Annotated in this window: 18 protein-coding genes and 1 tRNA gene; 14 read left to right on the top strand and 5 right to left on the bottom strand. The window is 36.6% G+C overall.

Translation table 11 applies throughout. From position 1 onward, the window contains the following. Positions 1-71 precede the first annotated feature (71 nt). Positions 72-629, top strand: coding sequence for a cofactor assembly of complex C subunit B (locus tag AC6EIW_RS06870; protein WP_498519944.1), 558 nt, complete (start codon positions 72-74; stop codon positions 627-629). 9 nt (positions 630-638) lie between these two features. Beyond that, a complete protein-coding gene (locus tag AC6EIW_RS06865; RefSeq protein ID WP_498519943.1) occupies positions 639-1,394 on the top strand; it encodes an N-acetylmuramoyl-L-alanine amidase in 756 nt (251 codons plus the stop codon). Between the two features lie 11 nt (positions 1,395-1,405). Here AC6EIW_RS06865 and hemF read toward each other — a convergent pair whose 3' ends face one another. Continuing rightward, positions 1,406-2,452 carry an oxygen-dependent coproporphyrinogen oxidase gene (hemF, locus tag AC6EIW_RS06860; RefSeq protein WP_498519942.1) on the bottom strand — a complete coding sequence of 349 codons (1,047 nt, stop codon included), beginning with the start codon at positions 2,450-2,452 and terminating at the stop codon, positions 1,406-1,408. Between the two features lie 178 nt (positions 2,453-2,630). Here hemF and AC6EIW_RS06855 point away from each other — a divergent pair, with 178 nt between their 5' ends. The 8 genes from AC6EIW_RS06855 to AC6EIW_RS06820 all read left to right on the top strand — a co-directional run bounded on the left by AC6EIW_RS06855 (position 2,631) and on the right by AC6EIW_RS06820 (position 13,535). Beyond that, positions 2,631-3,716 (top strand): Mrp/NBP35 family ATP-binding protein, encoded by a 1,086-nt coding sequence (locus AC6EIW_RS06855; RefSeq protein ID WP_498519941.1) that lies wholly within the window; start codon positions 2,631-2,633, stop codon positions 3,714-3,716. 9 nt (positions 3,717-3,725) lie between these two features. Then, a complete protein-coding gene (gene rodA / locus AC6EIW_RS06850) occupies positions 3,726-5,000 on the top strand; it encodes a rod shape-determining protein RodA (RefSeq protein ID WP_498519940.1) in 1,275 nt (424 codons plus the stop codon). A 431-nt stretch (positions 5,001-5,431) separates the two neighbouring features. After that, entirely contained in the window at positions 5,432-6,823 is a 1,392-nt protein-coding gene (locus tag AC6EIW_RS06845) for a sensor histidine kinase (RefSeq protein WP_498519939.1), read from the top strand. Between the two features lie 95 nt (positions 6,824-6,918). Further along, entirely contained in the window at positions 6,919-7,344 is a 426-nt protein-coding gene (psaD, locus tag AC6EIW_RS06840; RefSeq protein ID WP_498506180.1) for a photosystem I reaction center subunit II, read from the top strand. Between the two features lie 61 nt (positions 7,345-7,405). Further along, complete coding sequence (locus AC6EIW_RS06835; protein ID WP_498519938.1) at positions 7,406-8,926, top strand: anthranilate synthase component I family protein; 1,521 nt, start codon at positions 7,406-7,408, stop codon at positions 8,924-8,926. Further along, positions 8,923-10,068: a glutamate--cysteine ligase gene (gene gshA, locus AC6EIW_RS06830; protein WP_498519937.1), complete on the top strand. Its 1,146-nt coding sequence runs from the start codon at positions 8,923-8,925 to the stop codon at positions 10,066-10,068. Before AC6EIW_RS06835 ends, gshA begins: the two co-directional genes overlap by 4 nt. A gap of 28 nt (positions 10,069-10,096) precedes the next feature. Beyond that, entirely contained in the window at positions 10,097-13,081 is a 2,985-nt protein-coding gene (gene ppc / locus AC6EIW_RS06825) for a phosphoenolpyruvate carboxylase (protein ID WP_498519936.1), read from the top strand. Position 13,082: 1 nt separating this feature from the next. Further along, positions 13,083-13,535 (top strand): N-acetyltransferase, encoded by a 453-nt coding sequence (locus AC6EIW_RS06820; protein ID WP_498519935.1) that lies wholly within the window; start codon positions 13,083-13,085, stop codon positions 13,533-13,535. 13 nt (positions 13,536-13,548) lie between these two features. On the opposite strand, the gene AC6EIW_RS06815 is transcribed toward AC6EIW_RS06820, so the two are convergent. Further along, positions 13,549-13,622, bottom strand: a tRNA-Arg gene (locus AC6EIW_RS06815). Between the two features lie 79 nt (positions 13,623-13,701). Here AC6EIW_RS06815 and recF point away from each other — a divergent pair. Together recF and speD are read left to right on the top strand one after the other, a co-directional pair. Beyond that, positions 13,702-14,802 (top strand): DNA replication/repair protein RecF, encoded by a 1,101-nt coding sequence (gene recF, locus AC6EIW_RS06810; RefSeq protein WP_498521624.1) that lies wholly within the window; start codon positions 13,702-13,704, stop codon positions 14,800-14,802. Between the two features lie 42 nt (positions 14,803-14,844). Beyond that, complete coding sequence (gene speD / locus AC6EIW_RS06805) at positions 14,845-15,312, top strand: adenosylmethionine decarboxylase (RefSeq protein ID WP_498519934.1); 468 nt, start codon at positions 14,845-14,847, stop codon at positions 15,310-15,312. Between the two features lie 55 nt (positions 15,313-15,367). On the opposite strand, the gene larE is transcribed toward speD, so the two are convergent. After that, positions 15,368-16,213: an ATP-dependent sacrificial sulfur transferase LarE gene (gene larE, locus AC6EIW_RS06800; protein WP_498519933.1), complete on the bottom strand. Its 846-nt coding sequence runs from the start codon at positions 16,211-16,213 to the stop codon at positions 15,368-15,370. A 133-nt stretch (positions 16,214-16,346) separates the two neighbouring features. On the opposite strand from larE, the gene AC6EIW_RS06795 reads away from it, so the two are divergent. Further along, positions 16,347-17,498 (top strand): cob(I)yrinic acid a,c-diamide adenosyltransferase, encoded by a 1,152-nt coding sequence (locus AC6EIW_RS06795; protein ID WP_498519932.1) that lies wholly within the window; start codon positions 16,347-16,349, stop codon positions 17,496-17,498. A 2-nt stretch (positions 17,499-17,500) separates the two neighbouring features. Here the strand turns inward: AC6EIW_RS06795 and moeB are convergent, their stop codons facing one another. Both moeB and AC6EIW_RS06785 read right to left on the bottom strand, forming a co-directional pair. Beyond that, on the bottom strand, positions 17,501-18,649 hold the full coding sequence (gene moeB, locus AC6EIW_RS06790) for a molybdopterin-synthase adenylyltransferase MoeB (RefSeq protein ID WP_498519931.1): 1,149 nt from the start codon (positions 18,647-18,649) through the stop codon (positions 17,501-17,503). Positions 18,650-18,672: 23 nt separating this feature from the next. After that, a complete protein-coding gene (locus AC6EIW_RS06785) occupies positions 18,673-19,185 on the bottom strand; it encodes a M67 family metallopeptidase (protein WP_498519930.1) in 513 nt (170 codons plus the stop codon). A gap of 123 nt (positions 19,186-19,308) precedes the next feature. On the opposite strand from AC6EIW_RS06785, the gene AC6EIW_RS06780 reads away from it, so the two are divergent. Continuing rightward, positions 19,309-19,671: a CAAD domain-containing protein gene (locus AC6EIW_RS06780; RefSeq protein ID WP_413683568.1), complete on the top strand. Its 363-nt coding sequence runs from the start codon at positions 19,309-19,311 to the stop codon at positions 19,669-19,671. Positions 19,672-19,682 lie beyond the last annotated feature (11 nt).

Raw genomic sequence — 19,682 nt, 5'->3', positions numbered from 1 at the left:
TAATTCTCTTAGCTCACTTTTGTAGCTATGTTTTTCATAACAATTAAAATAAAAGGGATCGTATTTTTGAGATGCAAAGCGCATTCTCCTCAACTTTATTTCTTACTATCCTCTTGGCTATAGGTTTGGGTTTTTTTCTGCGAGCTGCAAGTAAAGACCGTACGACAGTTGTAGATGTTCAGTCTCCTTTGCCTCCCCTTGAAGTTATGAAAGGAATTAGTTTTTGGTTAGAAGAACGTGGTTGGAAAAAGAATGGAGGCAATGTGGAAGAGAAATTGTTGATCTTCAATGGCAATGTTGCTTCTAGTACTTTTTTGATTGTCTTTTTATCTTGCCTTGGAGGACTGGGATCAGCTTGCTTGGGTCTGGTTCTGATTCAGCTTTACCCCTCTTTGAGTTGGTGGCCTTTACTCCTAGCTTTAATTGGTGCACCTCTAGCAGGAATTATTTATCGTATTCGATCCCAACGAGAGGAATCATTAGAAGTTAAGTTGTTAAGTTCAGATTTATCAGATAGTAGTGTTTTAAGAATTAGAGCTCATCGTGATGAGTTGATTGCAATTCAGTCGGAATTATCTGAAAGTCTTCAGCTTAGCAGTGAAAATTCTCTACTTTCATCACCTATTTAATTATTAGTTGTGGAGAGAAATCAATTATTTAACCGTTTGAAATTTATCGTATTTTTTATTATTTTTTATGCTTTTTCTCAACTTTATTACACTAGAAATTTTAATTTCACTCATGATCTCGAAGTAATTATTGGTGAAGGTGCAACTCTTCCTGCAAATTGGGTTGGGAGTAAAAATGTAGATAAAAATGTCCCTATTTTAATATTAGCTGGCCATGCAGACTCTCAGGGGTTGTCTGGCGCTGGTACTCCTGGAGAAGCTGTTGATAAGTTTGGAAAGAATCCAATGCATCCTGAAATTAGTGATGAACTTTTTTGGAATTTAAAGTTACAAAAATCAGTTGTGAATATTGGCAAAAAGAAAGGCTTAAATATCAGATCGTATGATCCTGGGATAAGAAATATTGATGATGCTAATGATCCAAGAACAAATTGGTCAGTAGGTAGGAAATTTGCCAAGCAAGGTGGTTATGCGATTGAGATTCATTTTGATGCATATGGTAAATATGGAGTCGGCTCAGGATTGATTCCTCCTTTTTCTGAAACGCCAAACAGAATCGACGAGTCAATCGCAAAAAAATTTGGAAGGTTTCCAGTTTTATTTAGAGGAGGTTTAGGTGCTCCAAGAAGGCAAATAAGGATTCTTGAAATTGGGAAATTAGAGGGTTTACTAGAACAAAATCTTAGAAATTTAAAAACTAGGCAAAGAACAATAAATCTTATAGCTAATGAAATAGTTCAGGCTTTTTTAAATGGGATAACTTAGAAGTGGGAAATTTAATCTAATGCTTGATGTGATAGACACCTCTCTTCAAGCGATTTATCTGTAAACCAGTCTTGAGGCTTTGTAAATAAATCTGTCAATAGTGCTTCACGTGAATTATTTTCTGGCTTATATCCATACTCCCATCTTGCTAAGGGCGGTAATGACATCAATATTGATTCGGTTCTTCCATTTGTTTGTAATCCAAAAATGGTCCCTCTATCCCAAACTAAATTGAATTCAGCATATCTACCTCGCCTATAAAGTTGAAAGTCTCTTTCTTTGGTTGAAAATTGTTGATTTTTTCGTTTTTTTATAATTGGCTCATACGAGGGCAGAAATGCTTGTCCGCATGCTTTGGCAAGTGAAAAAAGATTTTCCCAATTCAAAGAATAGTGACCTAATTCTTTTGAAATTTGAGATGCTTTCCCTTTGGCATTTTGTCCTTTATAAAGTAAACCTGAGCCGTCTTGATAGTCATAAAAAATACCTCCAACTCCTCTAGTTTCATTTCGATGTTTTAGAAAGAAATATTCGTCACACCACGGTTTGAAAACTTTATGAAGATCTTTGTTAATTGTGTCACATGCGGCTTGATGACATGAATGAAAGTGACGCGTATCAGATAGATATGGATAAAAAGGGGTCAAATCTGCCCCTCCCCCAAACCACCAAACAGGACCTGCTTCAAAATATCTGTAATTCAGATGAACAGTTGGTATGTAGGGATTTTTGGGGTGAAGAACCATGGAGGTTCCTGTTGCAAACCAAGAGTGACCTTTTGCTTCTGGCCTTTGGCTAATTATTGAGGGTGGAAGTTCATTCCCATGAACTTCAGAAAAATTCACTCCTCCCTGTTCAAAGATTTTCCCATCTTTCAAGACTCGTGAACGACCCCCACCACCCTCTGGTCTCTGCCAAGATTCTTCTGTGAATTGGCCTTCTCCATCAATAGTCTCTAAGCCAGCACAAATTTCATCTTGAAGACCTAAAACAAGCTTTTTGGCTCGTTCTCTTGAATTTTTTGCCGGTAAAATGGCTTGATTTGGTGAGGAGGACAAAATTAATTGTATTTTTCTTTCTTTAAAAAATACTTTCAAATGATGCAAATTTCACATCAATATTGGAAAAGTTTGTATTGCGAATATTTTTTACTTTTTACCAAAGCCAATATCATTGGATAATGAGTTGGAATATTTGTCGATTTTTTTACTATTATCGGGTGAATAGAAATTAAGAATGACAACTAACGAGAAGGTTTTAAAAGCGTTTAATTCAGTCAAAGATGTCGGAAGTGAACGATCTATTGTTGAACTTGGATGGTTGCATATCGTTTCAGTAAAGCCACCGAAGATTGTTGTAAGACTCACCCTCCCTAATTTTGCGATAGCGCAAAGAAGTCAAATAGCCAATGATATTAGGAAATGCATTGATTTACTGGAAGACATAGAAGAAGTACAAATTGAGATAGGGGACTCCTCTCCATCTGCGGAATCTCCTATTGGTCAGGCCGGGCATGGTGCTCAATCTCAGGGATTAACTCCAATACCAAAAGTGAAGAATGTTATCGCTATAAGTAGTGGTAAAGGAGGCGTTGGTAAAAGTACTGTTGCCGTAAATTTAGCTTGTGCGCTTAGTCAAAAAGGTTTTAAGGTTGGTTTGCTTGATGCAGATATTTATGGGCCAAATACCCCTTACATGCTTGGTGTTAGCGAAATAACTCCTGAAGTTAGTGGTTCGGGCGCAGAGCAAATGATTATCCCCATTGAAACATGTGGAATTGGAATGGTTTCAATGGGGTTATTGATTGATCAAAATCAACCAGTGATTTGGCGTGGCCCAATGCTTAATGGAATTATTCGACAATTCTTGTATCAAGCCTCTTGGGGAGAACGTGATTTTTTAATAGTGGATCTTCCTCCTGGGACAGGGGATGCTCAACTTTCTTTGGCTCAGGCAGTTCCCATGGCAGGTGTGCTTATAGTCACCACTCCACAAAATGTATCTCTTCAAGACTCAAGAAGGGGACTAGCAATGTTTAAACAATTGAATATTCCTGTACTAGGAGTGATAGAAAATATGACGTATTTTATTCCTTCAGATCAACCTCAAAAATCATATGAGATTTTTGGCTCGGGAGGTGGAGAGCAATTAGCTAAAGAGAATGATGTCCCCTTGCTTTCTCAGATACCAATAGAGTCAGATACTTTTTCAGGTACAGGTAAGGATTTGCCTGTAGTTCATACATCTCGAGATTCAATAACAGCAAAAGTATTTTTAGAACTTGCAGAAACTCTGTCTCATCAATTATCAGTTAAACATTGATTGAAAGTCATGATAAGTTTTGGTCGAAAGAAAATATCTAATTTAAAAATAGTTAGAAACAAAAAAATTTGGAAAGATACTGATTTTATAATTTGGATTGTACCTTTTATTTTAGTACATTTATCTTGTTTCTTAATTGCAAGTACTCAAAGAAATATTGGAATTGCAGATTGGTATCACCATGCAATCATTGCTTATATAGGGTCTTTAATTGTTTATTTTTTGGCTCAAGTTCCTTTGCAAGATCTACGAAAATATATTGTACCAATATATTTTTTTACTATTTTAACCCTGTTATATGTAAATTTTAGTGGTACTTCTGAATTAGGAGCACAGAGATGGTTGAGCTTTGCTGGCGTTTATGTTCAGCCATCGGAGTTTGCTAAATTGACCTTAATACTTGTTTTGGCTTCTATTTTAGATAGAAGAAGATTTACTAATTTATCGCATGTAATGAAGCCTTTATTGGTTTCTATTTTTCCTTGGATTTTGGTTTTCATACAACCTGATCTTGGTACATCTCTTGTTTTTGGCGCGATACTTCTCGGAATGTTGTATTGGTCAGGGATGCCATATGAGTGGGCATTTATTGTTTTGGCTACTTCAGTTACAGGGTTCTTGTCTTACTCATACCCATTGGGGCTTTTTATATGGTTCCCAATAATTGTTTTTTTGTCTTATAAGTCTCTTCCAAATCAAAGAAAAATACTTACAATATTAATTTTTCTCTTTCATTCATTAATAGCCAAAACTTCTTCTTGGTTTTGGGAAACTTTATTAAGAGATTATCAGAGAGATAGACTAATTCTTTTTCTTGATCCTAGCCAAGATCCTTTAGGTGGTGGCTATCATATGCTCCAAAGCAAAATAAGTATTGGATCTGGAGGATTGGTTGGAACTGGGTTGATGCAGGGTCAATTAACTAAGTTAAAATTCATACCAGAGCAACATACTGATTTTATTTTTAGCGCTCTTGGAGAAGAGACAGGTTTCGTAGGAACTTTGTTGGTCTTATTTTTATTTTTTATTCTAATTTTTCGATTGATCAAGATAGCTATTCAGGCGCGCAGTGATTTTGAATCTTTGATTGTGATTGGAATAGCTTCAATGTTTATGTTCCAAATTATGGTGAATATATTTATGACCATTGGTTTAGGTCCTGTAACTGGAATCCCATTGCCTTTTATGAGCTATGGAAGAACGGCATTACTTGTTAATTTTATAAGTTTGGGCCTTTGTTTATCTGTATCTAGAAGAGGACAGTCAATAAGAAAAAATCTCTAATTAAATAATTATGCTTATTCTATTTGTAAATGCATCAGTCGAGTCTCAGTAGTGTTTTAAGTATTGCGATGGTTAAGCACCTTTTTACCATCTTGAGGTTAAGTTTTTCATCTATGTAAAGGAAGGAATCCTCACTTCAAGATCAAACATTAGTTTCATTGGATTAGTTATTCTTAGATTTATGGGATATGAGGTGCAATCCCCACCTTTTTAACCCTTACTAATAAACGAATTAGTTCTTATGATTCTAATTTTTTAAAAGACTTATTTGCCTCTTAAATTGAATTACTTAGAAATTTTCAATCAATCTATTTGAAAATAATCAGCTAAGGCACCTCATGAGTTGAAACTCTTTTTTTTATGATTTTTCACCCTTTAAAATCTGACCAATCTAATGAATTTAAAGGTTTGTATGAGGTTTGGAGGTTTTTGTGAATACGTCCCTAATAACAATTAAAGCCTTACAAAAAAGAATGGCTAAAGGTGTTCCTCAAGCCAAATGTAGTGAATCTGCAGTCAGGAGAATGTGGTGGGCTGCTCTGGATACTCTTCAGTCAGACATACTCCTTCCGATGAACCTTACAAGAGGTTTGTGGTTGTCTTCCCCTTTACCAGCGTTATACGAACCTAAATTACTCAAGAAATTTCAAGGATGGGTATGGGCTCCCAAGGATCTTGTAAATCTAACAAATCCTTCTATGGGGATGTTGCCACCCAGTCAATCAATTTCGATGGATTTTCATAATGATTCCTCAGGCTATGAGCGATTGACTCTTCTGGAGGAAGATGGGAACGATCCTTTGTTAATAGTGATTACTCCTGAAATTCAAATTGCTTTGGCCCTGGAGGGGAGTTGTCAGGAGAGAAAATTATTAATGCGCAGTGATCCAGAGACTTTGAGTGACCTTTTGACGTTACTTGACAACAGATTGAATACAGAAAATGTTGAACAAGCACATAATCTTCGAAACGCACTCGGAGAATTGGGCCAGCTAAAAACGAATGATGATTTATCTAAAGTATTTTGGCCTTTACTATCTCAACGACTTGCAGATATTGCACCAAGTTTAAATATTCAAACTTTGCCAGATAATTTAATTAATGATCACACATCAATCTCAAGAAATAGTGAAATTTCCTTACTAGAGGCTTTAACACATGAAATAAGGACTCCTCTGGCGACAATAAGAACTTTAATAAGATCTCTTCTACGAAAACAAGACTTATCTAGGGTAGTTGAATCACGTTTGAAGCAAATAGATATTGAATGTACAGAACAAATTGATCGTTTCGGCTTGATTTTTAATGCAGTTGAGTTAGAGAGGAGTAAGCCACGAGAGACAAATTTAGCTTTAACTGATTTAGGTAAAATGCTCACAATGTTATTTCCGGTTTGGAGTAATCAGTTAGAACGAAAAGGTTTAAAACTTATTCTTGATATCACACCAGATTTGCCAAAAGTCTTGAGTGATTCTGAAGGGCTTGAATTAATGCTTACAGGTCTTATTGATCGTAATAGTCGTGGATTGCAAACCGGTGGGGAATTAACTTTGAAATTGAGGCCAGCGGGTCAAAGACTAAAGCTTCAGATTTTAACTCAGCTTTCCACAACTACTCATTCTGAAATTTCAGAAAGTTGTTCCAACGAAGAAATTGGTCCAGTACTTAGCTGGAATCCTTCAACAGGTAATTTGCAGCTTAGTCAGGCTGCAACGCAAAGACTTTTGAAAAGTCTTGGGGGCCGACTTACTAATAGGAGAGATAAAGGAATTACGATATTTTTTCCTATTTCTGAATTAAAAGAATTTGATCTGATTGATTAATGTTGACGCGTGTGAAGTTGACGTCCAATGAGTCAAAAGGCACAAAATAAAGTGCTAATTTAAAAATATAAAGAAAAGTTGATTTAATTGAAAGCATGACCGAAGTATTACCTGGAACACTTCCAAAACACATTGGTAGCACCGGTGGTTTATTAAACTCGGCTGAAACCGAAGAAAAATATGCAATTACCTGGACAAGTAAAACCTCTGAGGTATTTGAGCTTCCAACAGGAGGAGCTGCAGTAATGCATGCAGGTGATAATTTGATGTACTTTGCAAGAAAAGAGCAGTGTTTTGCTTTGAATACTCAATTAAGAGGGTTTAAGCCAAGAATTGAAACAAGCAAAATATATAGAATTTATCCTGGAGGGGATAGAGAATTACTTTTCCCTAAAGATGGTGTCTTTTCTGAGAAACCCAATGAAGGAAGGTTAAAAGAAGGTTACAACAATAGACGAATCGGAGAAAATCCTAATCCAGCAAGCTTGAAATTTAGCGGAAAAAAAACTTACGATGCATGATTAATCTAATCTAAAGTGTTGACCCCTTTAAATATATATATTGGGCTGCCATTATGCAGTCATGCTTAGCTTGGATAAGGAACAATTTCTTTTATCAGCTTCCAGCGGGGCAAACTATATTCCCTTGGCAAAAAGTTGGCCGGCTGATTTGGAAACCCCCCTTACCACCTGGCTTAAAGTTGGTAACGGCAACCCTCCAGGGGTATTACTTGAATCAGTAGAAGGTGGAGAAACTATTGGCAGGTGGAGTGTGGTTGCATCAGATCCTCTATGGCAGGTGACAGTTAGTGGTGATGAATTGACTAGATGTTGGAGAACTGGAAAACAAGAAAAGTTTCATGGAAATCCAATTGAAATACTCAGGGAAATGCTTAAGCCTTATAAATCTGTTTCTTTGTCAGGGTTACCGCAACTAGGACAACTTTTTGGAATGTGGGGTTATGAACTAATTCAATGGATTGAGCCCTCTGTACCCACCCATGAATTATCAGATCAAGACTTGCCTGATGGGATTTGGATGTTTATGGACAAAATTCTTATTTTTGATCAAGTCAAACGTCTAATAACAGCCGTAGCATATGGAGATTTAAGTGATGGGGTTTCCTCTGGTCAAGCTTATGAAATCGCTTGTGAACAAATCAATCAACTTCAAGACCTAATGGCAGCTCCTCTAAAGCCAGTCAAGTCTTTAAAATGGAATGAAAATGCGAATAGATCAGTTGATATGAAGCAAAAAACATCAAAGAGTGAATTTGAAAAAAGTGTTAAATCGGCAAAAGAATTTATCAAAAAAGGTGATGTTTTTCAGTTGGTTATTAGTCAAAAATTGGAGTCGACTGTAATACAAAAACCTTTTGAGTTATATCGAAGCCTGCGGATGGTAAATCCCTCTCCATTTATGGCATTTTTTGATTTTGGAGATTGGCAACTTATTGGTTCGAGCCCGGAGGTAATGGTTAAGGCCAAACAAACTGAAGAGGGTATTCAAGCAAGTTTGAGACCAATTGCTGGTACACGTCCAAGAGGTAAAAATGATTTAGATGATGCAATCCTTGAGAAAGATCTTTTAAAAGATCCAAAAGAAAGAGCTGAGCATGTGATGTTAGTAGATTTAGGTCGAAATGATTTAGGCCGAGTTTGCATCCCAGGTAGTGTTTTTGTAAAAGAATTAATGGTTATAGAAAAATATTCGCATGTAATGCACATAGTCAGTGAGGTTGAAGGTACTTTAAAAAAAACAAATGATATTTGGGATTTATTAATTGCTTCTTTCCCCGCTGGAACTGTTAGTGGAGCACCAAAAATAAGAGCTATGCAACTAATTAATCAATTAGAAAAACAACGTAGAGGTCCTTACTCCGGCGTTTATGGCTCAATAGATTTAAATGGAGCCTTAAACACAGCTATTACTATCAGAACAATGGTTGTTCGTAGGAACAATAAAAATGACTGTATAGTTCAAGTTCAAGCTGGAGCTGGAGTCGTCGCAGATTCCATTCCTTCTAATGAGTATCAAGAAACTTTAAATAAAGCGAAAGGAATGTTTACTGCTTTAGCTTGCCTAGAAGCTCCTGATTTATGACCAACTTTATGCTTCTCAAGGGGTTTGAAGTGGAGCTTTTTACCGGTACATTTGCCGGCGAAAATGTAGGGGTTGCATCTGCTATTACTAAAGATCTATCAGATTTTGTGAAAGAACCTGATCAAAGAAATCTTGAGTACATAACTGTTCCAGATCAAAGATATGAAGTTTTAAAGCATGCACTGTTACTACCACGATTAAAACTTAGAAAATGGCTTGATTGCAAAGAACTCACCATTCTTCCTGGGAGCACTTTAAGTCTTGGAAATATAGAAAAATTTGAAAGGTCAGATGTGGAAAACTGTTATCACTCTTATATAGAAAAAAATTATGGAACAAAAGTCGTAACAGCAAGTATTCATATTAATTTAGGTATTGAAAACCTATCCTTACTGTTTTCGGCTCTTCGTTTGGTTCGATGTGAGGCATCATTATTTTTGGCATTAAGCGCTAGTTCTCCTTTTTTAGGAGGAAATGCCACTGGAGCACATTCTCAAAGGTGGATTCAATTCCCTAAGACACCCTCCAATGTCCCTATGTTTGTAGATCATGATCACTATGTAACATGGGTTGAAGATCAGTTATCGCAGGGGAATATGCAAAATGAAAGACATTTGTGGACATCAGTTCGGCCAAATGGTCCAGAAAGACCTCATGTATTAAATCGATTAGAGCTAAGGATATGTGACTTGGTATGTAATGTTGATTTGCTATTAGCCATAACAGCGTTACTTGAACTAAGAATTATTCATCTTAAAAACAATATAAAAAAATATGATCCCATGGAAGCGAGCTTTAAAACACTCAAAGAATTGGCTCTATTAGCAGATGAAAATGATTTGCTTGCCGCCAAATCTAGTCTCGATGCAAATTTATCTCATTGGAAAACTGGAAAACAAATAAACTGTCGTGATTGGATAAATGAACTTCTTTTAGAGGTGACTCCTTTAGCTAAGCAGCTTGATATGTTTGAGTTATTGCAACCGATTGAATCTATTTTAACAAACGGAAATCAATCAATGATATGGCTGAATTCTTATTCCAAGGGGGTCTCAATTCAGTCTTTGCTTCAGAAAGGTATTAGTGAAATGGAACGAGAAGAGACCAATTTCATTCAATTGAAACAACCCATTAGTGACTAAGTCGGGAGAACTGCCTCATAATAGGTTTATGTTGAAAAATTCTTCTAACGCAAATATCTCTCATCACTCGACAGAAAGTGTTGAGGATAAAGATCCTGGATATTTATTGCAACAAAGACTTGAACTGGTTGAGGATCTGTGGAAAACAGTTCTCAAAAGTGAATGTCCTCCTAATCAAACAGATCGATTATTGCGTTTAAAGCAATTAAGTGACCCTAGCAAGTCAAATAAAGATAATTCTTCGCAGGCTATAGTTAATTTGATTACGGAAATGGATTTAGCAGAGGCGATATCTGCTGCTAGGGCTTTTTCGCTTTATTTTCAGTTAGTAAATATTTTAGAGCAACGTATAGAGGAGGATAGTTATTTAGAAAGTATGAAAAAAGGAAAGCTAGACAATAGTCATGACAACATAGACCCTTTCGCTCCTGCTTTAGCGAGTCAAACTGCACCAGCAACTTTTCGACAATTGTTTGAGCGATTACGTCTTTTGAATGTTCCTCCAGCCCAGCTTGATGCTTTAATGAGGGAAATGGATATTCGTCTTGTCTTTACAGCTCACCCAACTGAAATAGTTAGACATACCGTCAGACATAAGCAACGAAGAGTAGCCACTCTTTTGCAACAGCTTCAATCTAATAGCTTAATCTCCGAGTCTGAGAAGGAAATCTTTAGGCTGCAATTAGAGGAGGAGATAAGACTTTGGTGGAGAACTGATGAACTTCATCAATTCAAGCCGACTGTTCTAGATGAAGTTGATTATGCGCTTCATTATTTTCAACAGGTTTTGTTTGATGCTATGCCACAATTGAGAAGGAGGCTGACTACGGCATTGGCTTCTAGTTATCCAGATGTAGAGATCCCTAATGAAGCCTTTTGTACATTTGGTTCCTGGGTGGGTTCAGATCGAGATGGTAATCCGTCCGTCACTCCTGAAATTACATGGAGAACAGCCTGTTATCAAAGACAATTAATGTTGGATAGATATATTACTTCAGTTCAAGAGCTCAGAGATCAATTAAGTATATCTATGCAATGGAGTCAAGTAAGTTCTCCTTTGCTAGAGTCATTAGAAATGGACAGAGTTCGTTTCCCGGAGGTCTACGAGGAGCGAGCTGCCAGATATCGGCTAGAACCTTATCGATTGAAGCTTAGCTATACACTCGAGAGGTTACGACTTACTCAAATACGTAATAAGCAGCTAGCAGATGCTGGGTGGCAATTCTCTCCTGAAGTTAAGCCTTTAGCATCTACAAATAATAGTTTTGATGATTTACTTCACTATAGATCTGTAGACGAATTTAAAAATGAATTAGAACTTATTAGGAATAGTTTGGTTAGTACTAATCTTACATGTGAACCTCTGGATACCTTATTAAACCAAGTTCATATCTTTGGCTTCTCTTTAGCAAGTTTAGACATTAGGCAAGAAAGTACTCGTCATAGTGATGCGTTGGATGAACTCACTCGCTATTTAGATCTGCCTGAGTCATATGGATTGATGAACGAGGAAAGTCGCGTCACTTGGTTGATGAAGGAATTGAATACTCGGAGACCACTTATCCCTCCTGCTTTTGATTGGTCTAAAAGTACTCAAGAAACTATCTCAGTTTTTCATATGCTTAATAGGCTTCAAAAAGAATTTGGTACTCGTATTTGTCGCTCATATGTAATTTCAATGAGTCATACAGCATCAGATTTATTAGAAGTTTTGCTTTTAGCCAAAGAGTCAGGATTGATTGATCCAACTTTAGGAGCTGCTGATTTTCTTGTTGTTCCATTATTTGAAACGGTTGAAGACTTACAACATGCTCCTTCTGTCATGGAGTCTTTACTTCAGAAAGATGTTTATAGAAAATTACTTCAACGAGTAGGAGAGAAAAAACAACCTCTTCAGGAACTTATGCTTGGATATTCTGATAGTAACAAGGATTCTGGTTTCCTCTCAAGTAATTGGGAAATTCATAAGGCCCAAATAGCACTACAAGATCTGGCTAGTAGACAAGGTATAGCTTTACGTATTTTTCATGGTAGGGGAGGGTCAGTAGGCAGAGGAGGTGGACCAGCTTATCAAGCAATTTTGGCTCAACCAAGTGGTACGCTTCAAGGCCGTATAAAGATCACAGAGCAAGGGGAGGTTCTTGCCTCAAAATATAGCCTTCCAGAATTAGCTTTATATAATCTTGAAACTGTCACTACAGCGGTTCTCCAAAATAGCTTGGTTACTAACAAATTAGATGCCACGCCAAGTTGGAATGAATTGATGACCAGGCTGGCTGCTCGTTCAAGGGAGCATTATCGAGCTTTAGTTCATGATAATCCCGACTTGGTTCAATTCTTTCAAGTAGTTACTCCAATTGAAGAGATCAGTAAGTTGCAAATTTCTAGTCGTCCTGCACGAAGAAAAAGTGGTGCAAAAGACTTATCAAGTCTTCGTGCAATTCCATGGGTCTTTGGTTGGACTCAAAGTCGATTCCTCTTGCCTAGCTGGTTTGGGGTTGGTACAGCGTTAGCTACTGAACTAAAGATAGATCCCAATCAAATGGAGATGTTGAGAATGTTGAATCAGAGATGGCCATTCTTTAGAATGTTGATATCTAAAGTAGAGATGACACTTTCGAAAGTTGATTTGGATGTTGCCCACCACTATATGCTTAGTTTAGGTGGCAATGATAATCGTGAAGCATTCGCTGGAATTTTCGATATCATCTCAAGTGAATATAATTTAACAAAGAAATTAATTTTAGAAATTACTGATAAGTCAAAACTTTTGAGTGCAGACCCAGCTTTGCAATTGTCTGTAAATCTGAGGAACAGGACTATTATTCCCTTGGGATTTCTACAAGTCGCTCTTCTCAAACGATTAAGAGATCAGAATCGTCAACCACCCATTAGTGAAGATTTGAGTGCTGACTCTGGTCAAAGTTCACGTACATATAGCCGTAGTGAATTATTGCGAGGAGCATTGTTAACTATCAATGGCATTGCTGCAGGAATGAGAAACACAGGATGACATGCTTGGATTAAATTCAGGAAATAAATGCCCCCAAATTCCTCAGGGCTTTGTTTTACTCAGGAGTGAACCTGTTCCTGTACGTAAAATAAATAGGCTTTTATTAAGATGTAAACAAGACACCCATCAACCAAGGAAGTTAGAATTAGCTTTGAAAAAGTCTGATTTTTATTTAACTCTTCTTCAAAAAACTTCTGATAATCTTGTTGGCTTTGTTCGTGTGACTAGCGATAAGGGTTTAAATGCAAATTTGTGGGATTTAGTCGCAGAGCCTGGGGATCAACAAGAAACGTTCATGTCTATTGTGGTTTTCAAGGCAATCGAAATAATTAGACGAGAGTTGCCAGGCTGTAGTATTTCGGTTGCTGCTCCGTTAATTTCACTTAATCCATTAAAAGCTAATGGATTTTTATTAGATCCAAATGGTATAAAAACAATGGGATTTAGACTTTGAGAAATTATTTTTACGAGCATGGAGGGACTCGAACCCCCGACTCTCAGAACCGGAATCTGATGCTCTATCCAACTGAGCTACATGCCCAACAAGGGGTTGATATTAAAAAAGGCCAAATACTGAGACCTTATTAAAATTAGCTTACATACAAATGCCATAAAGCAACATTCAACTTCATCAGTTAGAACTTAATAATTTTCGAAATTATCGATGTTTTCAGTTTGAGTTAACTGAAAATCGATTAATAGTAATAGGTCAAAATGGAGTTGGGAAATCTAATCTTCTTGAATCTGTAGAGCTCTTGTCTTGTTTACGCTCTCATCGATCTAATCGAAATCAGGATTTAATTTATTGGGACCAAGATCAGGCTTTCTTATCTGCGAAAATTGACGATGATCAAAAAGTTTCTTTAGAATTAAACAGAAAAGGTGGGAGAAAAGCCTATAAAAATGAAAAACTTTTAACTCGTCAAATTGATTTGATCGGACCGATGAGAAGTGTAGGTTTTAGTGCTCTTGATCTAGAATTAATTAGAGGAGAACCTGCTCTAAGAAGAAATTGGCTAGATAGAATTGTTCAACAACTTGAACCAATTTATTCTGACTTGGTCGGAAGGTTTTCTAGATTGCTTAGGCAAAGAAGTCAGTTGTGGCGTAATTTCAGTGTTCAATCGAACGAGAATCAGAATATTCTATTAGATTCTTATGATAGGCAAATGGCTTTGGTAAGTACAAGAATTCATCGAAGGCGTAGGCGTATTTTAGATCGTCTACTTCCGATAGCTTCAAACTGGCAAGAATATTTAAGTAATAGTAAGGAAAAGCTTACTATTTCATATTTACCAGGTAGTCAACTTGAAGGTGAAGAGAGTGAAAGGCTTTGGAGGGAGAGTATTGAACGTCAACTTTTGGAAATGAGGCCTGATGAACAGGTTACGGGTAATTGCCGAGTAGGTCCGCATCGTGATGATGTACATTTTTTAATAAATGGAGTAGATGCTAGACGCTTTGGTTCTGCTGGTCAACAGAGGACTATTGTGTTGGCTTTGAAATTGGCCGAATTAGAATTAATTAAAACGGTGTTTGGCAGATCTCCAATTTTGCTTTTAGATGATGTTTTAGCTGAGCTGGATCCAAAACGACAATTATTGCTTTTAGATGCTGTTGGCCAAAAACATCAGTGTTTAATTAGTGCAACACATTTGGAATCTTTTGAAGGTGAATGGGTACGAAACTCACAATTAATGCTATTAGATTCTTTTAGTTAAAACTATTGGTCGGTTATTGTGGAAATGATTTTTGGATATATTATGGAACCTTTTTTCCCAGAATTGCATCCAAACCCTGGATGGCCTGATTCTTACAAGTCAAATGATGCAGAAATCATTCATGCTAATTCTAGTGAGAATATTGGAAGGCACTGCATACTTGAACTTTACCAATGTGATCATTTGAAGCTTAATGATGAAGCTTTTATAAGGACAACAATCACATCATCGGCCAAAATTGCTGGTGCTACGCTCATAAATTTGGTAACACACAGTTTTAAACCTCAGGGAGTTACTGGACTCGCGTTATTGGCTGAATCTCATATCTCAATACATACATGGCCAGAGATTGGTTATGCAGCCATTGATGTATTCACTTGTGGTAACCATACGATGCCTGAAAAAGCTTGTGAAGTACTTTTCAAAGATTTTTTGGCTAAGAACTTCTCTTTTAAAAATATTGCCAGAGAGATTCCTTCAGGAATTCAAGCTTTGCATCGTGAACCCTGAGCAAAATCAATACTTTAAGTAAATCAAAAATTATTTCGAGATGAGATTTGATCTTTCAGATGGTTTTCTTTATTTCTCTAGTAAGTTTGCCACTAATAAAACCCTCTAGATCTAGGCTTATTGAATGAAAACCTAAAGATAAAAAATATTTAATTAATTGATTTCTTTGAATGATTTTCAGAAAGTTGTTTATTTCATGTGCGGGTAATTCGATTCTTGCTGATAGACCTTGACTTCTTACACGTACCTTAGAAAAACCTTGATTAATAATCCATTCTTCTGCTAAGGCAATTTGCTCCAGCCTTTTTGAACTTATTTCCTCTCCAAAAGGAATGCGAGAGGCTAAACATGGTTGAGCAGGTTTATCCCACCAAGGTAATCCTAATGATTTGGAAATCGAACGAATTGATTTTTTATCTATTTTCAGTTCGGCCAGAGGTGATATCACGCCTGCTTGATTAGCTGCCTTAATACCTGGTCGAAAGTCGCTAAGGTCGTCATGATTAACTCCATCGAGAACTTGAGCATTATTGTATTTTTTTGAAATTTTATATAAATGCTTGTGCAATTCTTGTTTGCACGCAAAGCATCTATTTTCAGGATTCTTAAAGTAATTTGGCTCATTGATTTCATGGGTTTGACATTCTTCATGACGAATACCAATCCAAGCAGCTTGAAGACGCGCTTGCTTTAGTAAATATGGAGCTAAAGAAGGAGAGACACCAGTAACTGCAAGGGCTTTTAAGCCTAGCTGTTCATGCGCTATTGTTGCTACTAAAGAACTATCAACGCCTCCAGAGAAGGCAACACATGCACTATTTATATCTTTAATAAACTCCCTTAACAATTTTAGTTGCTCAAGTTCTAATTCAGATAAAGATTCAAGTTGACTGAAAAACACTTTTTTAGAGGATCATTTATTTGTTTGAATTTAACGTTCTGAACTCTTTCATCTTTGTGTGTATTTTCCATATTCTATGACGTGTAATGTAGAAGAAGTTAAGTTGCATGCATAAAAAGCAGAATTATCGATCGTGGTATCAAACGGTATAGGAATTACGACAGCATCGGAAAGCCAAGAACGAAGTCATGGACAATTACATGTTTATGACGGAGAGGGTAAAGGCAAGAGTCAAGCAGCTTTGGGGGTGGTTCTGAGAACTATAGGTCTGGGTATATGTGAGAAAAAACAAACAAGAGTATTACTTCTTAGATTTTTGAAAGGGCCTGGTCGCTCTTATGACGAAGATTCAGCAATTGATGCTTTGCAGCAAGGTTTCCCCCACCTGATTGATCAAGTTAGGACTGGCAGAGGTGAATTTTTCAACGTCGATCAATCTACAAAATTTGATTATCAGGAAGCTCAAAGAGGATGGGACATAGCAAAGGGGGCGATTGCCAGTGCCTTATATTCAGTTGTTGTCCTAGATGAATTGAATCCTGTTCTGGATTTGGGTTTATTGCAAGTTGAAGAAGTTGTGAAAACACTTACTGCAAGACCAAGTGGTATGGAAATCATTGTCACTGGTAGAGCAGCACCAAACCCTTTAATTAAAGTTGCTGAACTACATTCTGAGATGAGAGCTCACAGGCGCCCTGAGATCAATAAAGAGGAAAGTCCTTTTGAAAATAATGTTGGCGGAATTGAAATATATACTGGGGAAGGGAAAGGCAAATCAACCAGTGCTTTGGGTAAAGCTTTACAAGCTATCGGTAGAGGAATTAGTCAGGATAAAAGTCATCGTGTTTTAATATTGCAATGGCTTAAGGGTGGTAGTGGTTATACAGAGGATGCTGCTATTGCAGCTCTTCGAGAAAGTTATCCTCATTTAGTGGACCATCTTCGATCTGGTAGAGATGCGATTGTTTGGAGAGGCCAGCAAAAACCCATTGATTATGTAGAAGCTGAGAGAGCATGGGAAATTGCAAGAGCAGCGATTTCAAGTGGTCTTTATAAGACAGTTATTTTGGATGAGTTAAATCCAACTGTTGATTTGGAACTCCTACCAGTTGAGCCTATCGTTCAAACATTACTGCGCAAACCATCAGAGACTGAAGTGATTATTACAGGAAGATGTAAAAATCAACCTCTGTATTTTGATTTGGCAAGTGTTCATTCTGAGATGGTGTGTCATAAGCACTATGCAGAAAAAGGAGTTGATTTAAAGAGAGGAGTTGATTATTAGTTCTAATTAATATTTTCTTTGTTCCATGCATCAATACCTCCTTCAATATTTACACCTTGAATTCCAAGTTTGTCTAAATGCCTTAGTGCTCGCAATGACCTTTTTCCACTTTTACAAAATACATAAAGATTTTTTTGCGCGGCAAGAATTTTGATTTCATTGATGGACTCCCCACTTTCAATAGAACTAAGGGGTATGAGCCTGGAGCCTGAAATTGAACATTCATTATGCTCGATTTGGTTGCGAACATCTATCAATAATGTCTCTTTAGATCCTTGACTAAGAAGTGTTTTTAATTCCTGCACTGAAATGCTTTTTATATTTAAATCGACCTCATTTTTAACTTTAACTTCTGAACAGAAGCTTTTATAATCTATTAATTTATTGATATTACTACTCTCTTGACTAGATTTCAATGTTAGCTCTTTAAATCTCATCTTTAGTGCATTAAAAATGAGGACCCTTCCATCTAGTGGAGAACCAATATTTGTTATTATTTTTATTGCTTCTGCTGCTTGAATTGTACCTATAATTCCTGGAAGAATTCCCATAACACCAGCTTCAGAGCATGATGGAATTAATTCTTGTGGAGGTGGCGTTGGAATAAGATCTCTATAGCTAGGACTATCTTTCTTCAAATTAAATACACTTACCTGACCCTCGAATCGTGCAATTGAACCATATATATAAGGCTTCTTGAGAATTATAGAAGCATCATTAATTAGGTAGCGTGTTGGGAAATTGTCTGAGCAATCACATATCACGTCATAAGCTCTAAGTATTTCTAAAGCATTACTACTGGTTAGCTTTTGATTGAATAAATCCACTCGACAAGAAGGATTTATTTTGAGTATGCGTTGTTTGGCAGAATCTGTTTTTAATAGGCCTATTGAATCAGTTGTATGAATGATTTGCCTTTGTAAATTTGAGTATTCAACTACATCAAAATCAACTATTCCGATACGTCCTATTCCAGCTGCAGCAAGATAAATTAAAAGTGGAGATCCGAGTCCCCCAGTCCCAATACAAGCAACTGAGCTCGTCTTCAATTTTTTTTGACCTGTAATACCTATTTCAGGAAGACTTATATGTCTTGCATACCTAGCAAGTTCATCGAGATTTAAATTTGCGTCATTCTGGCTTTGCCCCATGAGTCAACCCTTTTAAGATTTACTTACGTTAAAGAAATAAATTTAATTTTCACGCTATGAAAATCAAATTTATTTTTGATCCACCATGCCTTTAAATCTCCATCCTTATTTGAAATAACCATAAGACCAGGAGATTGGTGGAAGAGTAAATCCATTTCCGACGGTCTGTTTTCACTTGAAGGATGAGAGTGAGCACAGCATAAAACTTCTAAATCATTTTCTCTTGACCATTTTTGAGAGGCAATTTGATCTTTTGCGTCTATTTCGAAGCGAGTATTTTTTGATGGTTGAATATTTTTTTGATTAGCAAAAACTCCTATATTTTGATCAATTAAGAATGATTCTGGTTCTCCCCATACATTACGACAATTCCAGATGTGCATTACTTTCCAAAAATTTTTTTTAGCATCTGTTATGGAAGTTTTTTTTTGACCAATTAATATAGCGCAGCCTTCAGCTGGTTCAGCTGCCTTTAAAAATCTAGAGAGAACATAATTTGTCTCATTATGGAACTCAATATATTTTGGAATTTTCATCAGAAAAAGTGAGTTGATTCGGCATCCTCTCTATTTTGGTTCGGACTTATCCATATAAAGCCTATGGCATTTCTTAAATTAATTCGATACGCTCGGTCCATAACTGCTTAGTCGCTTGTGTTCATGTCTGATGTAAATCCTGATTCTAAAGATGAATCAAAGGGAGGGAAAACTGAAGGTGTTAATTTTTCAGAACGTTACAGTGATGTAATGGGGAAAGTTAATGAATCATTGAGCAAAATTGATTGGACCCAGATGGGTAAGTATGGCAAGGCCGCAGGGATCATTGCTGTGGTTGTTCTTGCTCAAGTATTAATCAAGGTTGTTATTGATACAGTTAATTTTTTCCCCATTCTTCCTGGTTTACTTGAACTTCTTGGAATAGTAGTTTTAGGCCAGTGGAGTTGGCAAAATTTAACTACAAGTGAAAAAAGAACAGCTGTATTTGATAAAGTTCAAAATCTTAAAAAAGAGTACCTAGGATAAATTAATAAGAA

The organism is Prochlorococcus sp. MIT2308, assembly GCF_059772345.1.
This window is presented reverse-complemented; position numbering and strand designations above follow the sequence as displayed.